General features: G+C 70.2%; 3 protein-coding genes and 1 pseudogene. 2 read left to right on the forward strand and 2 right to left on the reverse strand.

The annotated features are described in order from the left end of the window. The first annotated feature begins 8 nt into the window (after nucleotides 1-8). Nucleotides 9-1,691, forward strand: coding sequence for an energy-dependent translational throttle protein EttA (gene ettA, locus AC08ON_RS10175; RefSeq protein WP_011435594.1), 1,683 nt, complete (start codon nucleotides 9-11; stop codon nucleotides 1,689-1,691). Between the two features lie 41 nt (nucleotides 1,692-1,732). On the opposite strand, the gene AC08ON_RS10180 is transcribed toward ettA, so the two are convergent. Together AC08ON_RS10180 and AC08ON_RS10185 are read right to left on the reverse strand one after the other, a co-directional pair. Next, entirely contained in the window at nucleotides 1,733-2,155 is a 423-nt protein-coding gene (locus AC08ON_RS10180; RefSeq protein ID WP_476616849.1) for a globin, read from the reverse strand. Between the two features lie 33 nt (nucleotides 2,156-2,188). Next, nucleotides 2,189-4,084 (reverse strand): glycoside hydrolase family 13 protein, encoded by a 1,896-nt coding sequence (locus AC08ON_RS10185; RefSeq protein ID WP_476616850.1) that lies wholly within the window; start codon nucleotides 4,082-4,084, stop codon nucleotides 2,189-2,191. Nucleotides 4,085-4,481: 397 nt separating this feature from the next. Here AC08ON_RS10185 and AC08ON_RS10190 point away from each other — a divergent pair. Then, a pseudogene (locus AC08ON_RS10190) lies at nucleotides 4,482-4,890 on the forward strand (ATP-binding SpoIIE family protein phosphatase); the annotation flags it as partial.

A 4,890-nucleotide genomic window follows, 5' to 3' on the forward strand; every position in this document is an offset into this window, starting at 1 on the left:
TTGATGGCATGGCGCAGTACGTCTTCCAGATGCGCAAAGCGCGCAAGGCCCATGGCGACAAGGTCATCCTCGATGATGTGACCCTGTCGTTCCTCCCCGGAGCCAAGATCGGGGTAGTCGGCCCGAACGGCGCGGGGAAGTCGTCCCTGCTCAAGATCATGGCCGGCCTCGATCAGCCGAGTAACGGCGAGGCGACCCTGAGCCCCGGCTACACGGTCGGCATGCTCGCCCAGGAACCCCCGCTGGACGAGACCAAGGACGTCCGCGGCAACGTCGAGGACGGCGTGCGTGAGATCCGCCGGGTGCTCGCCCGCTACGAGGAGATCAACGAGAAGATGTCCGCGCCCGACGCGGACTTCGACTCCCTCCTCGCCGAGCAGGCCGAGCTTATCGACAAGATCGAGGCCGCGAACGCCTGGGAGCTCGACAGCCAGCTCGACCAGGCCATGGACGCGCTGCGGCTGCCGCCCGGCGATGCCGACGTCACCCTGCTCTCCGGCGGTGAGCGCCGCCGGGTCGCGCTGTGCAAGCTCCTGCTTGAGGCTCCCGACCTACTCCTGCTCGACGAGCCGACCAACCACCTCGACGCCGAGAGCGTCGCCTGGCTGGAGCAGCACCTCGCCCGCTATGCGGGCGCCGTGCTGGCCGTCACCCACGACCGGTACTTCCTGGACAACGTCGCCGGCTGGATCCTCGAGCTCGACCGGGGCCGTGCCTTGCCCTACGAGGGCAACTACACCACCTACCTGGAGAACAAGGCGGCCCGGCTGAAGGTCGAAGGCCAGAAGGACGCCAAGCGGCGCCGGGTGCTCGCCCAGGAACTCGAGTGGGTCCGGTCCAACCCGAAGGCCCGCCAGACCAAGAGCAAGTCGCGTCTCGCCCGCTACGAGGAGCTGGCCGCCGAGGCGGACCGGGCGCGCCCGCGCGACTTCGAGGACATCCAGATCCCGCCCGGCCCCCGGCTCGGCAACCAGGTCATCGAGGCCAAGGGGCTCACCAAGGGCTTCGATGACCGGCTTCTCATCGACAACCTGTCGTTCACCCTGCCGCGCGGCGGCATCATCGGCGTGATCGGCCCCAACGGCATCGGTAAGACGACCCTGTTCAAGATGTTGACCGGCCAGGAGGCGCCGGACGCCGGGGAGCTCGTCATCGGCGACACCGTCGACATCGCCTATGTTGACCAGACCCGCTCGGGCCTGGACCCGAAGAAGAACGTCTGGCAGGTCGTCTCCGACGGCCTCGACCACATCGTCGTCGGCAAGGTCGACTTCCCGAGCCGGGCGTACGTGTCGTCATTCGGGTTCAAGGGGCCGGACCAGCAGAAGCCCGTCGGTGTGCTGTCCGGTGGGGAGCGTAACCGGCTGAACCTCGCGCTCACCCTCAAGCGTGGCGGCAACGTCCTGCTTCTCGACGAGCCCACCAACGACCTCGACGTGGAGACGCTGCGCTCCCTGGAGGACGCGCTGCTGGAGTTCGCCGGCTGCGCCGTGGTCATCTCCCACGACCGCTGGTTCCTCGACCGGGTCGCCACCCACATCCTGGCCTGGGAGGGAACCGACGAGGACCCGGCGCGCTGGTTCTGGTTCGAGGGGAACTTCGCCGACTACGAGACCAACAAGATCGACCGTCTTGGGCAGGAGGCGGCCCGCCCGCACCGCGTCACCCACCGCAAGCTCACCCGGGACTGAGGGCGCACCCGGGCCGGCCGGTGCCCACGGGCACCGAGCGGTCAGCCGGGTCGGTTCTGCAGCGAGTTCGCCGCCATCGACAGATAGTCCCAGAGCTGCCTGTCGAGATCGGGCGGCAGGTCCAGGGAGTCGACCGCGGCCCGCATGATCTTCAGCCAGGCGTCCCGCTGCGTCGGGCCGATCGCGAACGGGGCGTGCCGCCTCCGCAGCCGAGGATGCCCGCGCTGCTCCTGGTAGTCGGTCGGGCCACCCCAGTACTGGATGAGGAACATGCGCAGGCGCTCCTCGGCGCCGGTCAGATCCTCTTCCGGGTAGAGCGGGCGCAGTACCGGATCGTTCGCCACACCCTGGTAGAACCGGGCGACCAGCTTCCGGAACGTCGGTTCGCCGCCGGCGGCGTCGTAGAAGGAGCTGATCGGGAGAGTGCGCGGAGGAGACTGGTTCACCCGTCCATTCTGCGGCACGGCGGTGCGGTCCGATCCGGGCGACGGGTGTTCTCAGCCGTCGCGGGGTGCGATCCACGCCGTCGTGTCGGGGGGCAGCGTCAGGGTCGCGCCGTCGTACCCCACCGGTCCGCTGGCGAGCACCAGCTGTCCGGGCAGCGGAATCGTCGCCTCCCCCTCGGTCGTCGTCACGCATGTCATACTGGCCGACCCCACCGAGGTGGGCGGGGTCGGGGGCACCGACGAGCCTGCCGGCGCGGGGCGGTCGAAGGCCAGGCATCCGGCCGGGGAGTCGTCCCGCCAGCGCAGGTCGTCGCCACGCAGGTGGGGGAGGGCGCGGCGCAGGGCGAGCGCGCTGCGCACGAGCAGCCAGGTCGACATCGGGTCGGCCGCCTGCGCGAGGACCGCGAGGTCCGCCCAGTCGGCGGGTTGCGGCAACCACGGGTCGGCGCCGGCCGAGGTGAATCCGTAGGGAGGCGCGTCCCCCGACCACGGCAGGGGGATCCGGGCGCCGTCCCGGCCCGGCGACGTCCCCCCGGACCGCGTCCAGATCGGGTCGCGACGGGCGGCCGGCGGCACCTCGGCCTGCGGCAGCGCCAGCTCGTCGCCCTGGTACAGCACCGCGGTGCCGGGCAGCGCGAGCAGCGTGAGCAGAGCGGCGCGCGCGCGGCGGGTCCCCGTGGGACCGCCGCCGTAACGGGTCGCCGGCCGCACCACGTCGTGGTTGGCGAGCACCCAGGTGCCCGGCGCGCCGACCGCCGTCAGCGCGGCGCGTTCGGCGTCGATGGCGGCCCGCCAGGCCGCCGCCGACCAGGGGATGCTCAGCAGGGAGAACGAGAACGTCAGGTGCAGCTCGTCCGGTCGCACGTAGCGGGCGAGCCGGGCCGGGTCGCGCACCCAGGTCTCCCCGATCAGGACCCTGGGACGCCCGTCGCGGGCGGTGTACTCGTCGGTGATCGCGCGCCACGCGCGGTAGATCTCGTGCACCCCGTCCTGGTCCCAGACCCGGGGCTCGTGCTCCTCGCGGAACCCGCTGTCCGGAGCCAACCGGGCGCCGGGCGGGTTGTCCCGTAGCTCGGTGTCCTTCATCAGCCCGTGGGTCACGTCGATCCGGAACCCGTCGACCCCTCGATCGAGCCAGAACCGCAGCGTCGCGGCATGGTCCGCGCGGACGGCGGGATGATCCCAGTTCCAGTCGGGCTGCTCGGCGTCGAACAGGTGCAGGTACCACTGGCCGTCCGCCACCCGCGTCCAGGCCGATCCGCCGAACACCGATTCCCAGTTGTTCGGAGGCTGCTCGCCGCCGGGGCCTCGGCCGTCGCGGAAGATGTAGAGCTCCCGCTCGGGACTGCCCGGCGCGGACGCGAGCGCCGCCTGGAACGCCGGATGCGCCGAGCTTGAGTGGTTCGGCACGAGATCGATCAGCACGGCGAGCCCGGTCTCGGCGGCGTCGGCGAGCACGGCGTCGAGGTCCGCGAGGTCACCGAAGAGCGGATCCACGCCGCGATGGTCGGCGACGTCGTACCCGTGATCGGCCATGGGGGACGAGTAGAAGGGCGTGATCCAGATCGCGTCGACGCCGAGTTCCGCCAGCACGGGCAGATGCCGCCGTAGCCCCTCCAGATCGCCGATCCCGTCGCCATCGGAATCGGCGAAACTGCGAAGGTACACCTCGTACAGCACGGCCCGGCGCCACCACGTCCCGTCCTGGCCGGGCGACCGCCCCCGGCCGTCGGCGCCATTCGGGCGATCCAGCTCCCCGGCGTCGCCGGCTCCCGCGCTGTTGTCCTTGTTGTCCTCGGCGCCCTCGGTGTTCTCGTTGCCCTCGCCCGCGTCGCTCCGGTGGCCGCGCTGGACACTAGATCGAGGGTAGAAAGAAGATATTTTCTCTCTCTTGGTAGATGAGGGTGTCTTTGTGGAGTAGCCCGCAACAGAATGATCTGTCCTCATCTGGCTCCTTCTGGCGTTTCTGGTCCTTTTGGGACAGATGCTCCCTGTTGTGCGCCTATCCAGGGACCGCTCCGCCGCGTCGGGACGGCGCGGCGGAGCGCGTGTTCCTCGGTCGGGCGATGCCTGTCCAGCATCAAACCCGGTCGGTGGGGGCGAAGGTAGGGCGATGGGGTGCTGGTTGCGGCTCGGGTCGACGTTCCCCCGATGCGTGATATCCGATATCCGAACTAGACTTCCGCAGATAGACCGGGTGACTGGCTGTTACGAAGCGGTACCGGGAATCGGATTCGGTCGGGGATGTGATGGTGTGCCCGTGACGTCGGAACCATCCACCGGGAGTTCGCCCCAGGCGCCCGGTATATCAAGGTTCGTCAGTGAGTCGCGGAGGTCCGATCAGGTGCGGCGGTCGGCGTCCGCAGGTCTGCGGGCCGCGCGGGAGGCCGTCCGCGCGCTGTGTCACGGTGCTCGGGGGGAGCATGACGACGGATCGAGCGGCTCCGATCCGTCCTTCCTGGCCGATGCCGGTCTCGTCCTCGGCACCTCCCTCGACCCCGATCGGGTCGTCGATCTGATCGCCGGACTCGCCGTGCCCCGCCTCGGCACGGGCGCCCTGGTGTGGCTGCGCGAGGGTGACCAGGTCAGGCTCGGTGCCTCGGTCTTCCACGACCCGAAAGTCGGCAGGATTATGCGGGCGATTGTCGCCACGCGGCCGCCCCAGCTCGCGGACGAATTCCCGCCGGGCGTCGTCATGCGTGAGGGCCAGACGTACTGTCTGCCGGACTTCGACGAGCTGCGCCCGGTGCCGC

It is taken from the genome of Frankia sp. CoWAU3, from assembly GCF_977971855.1.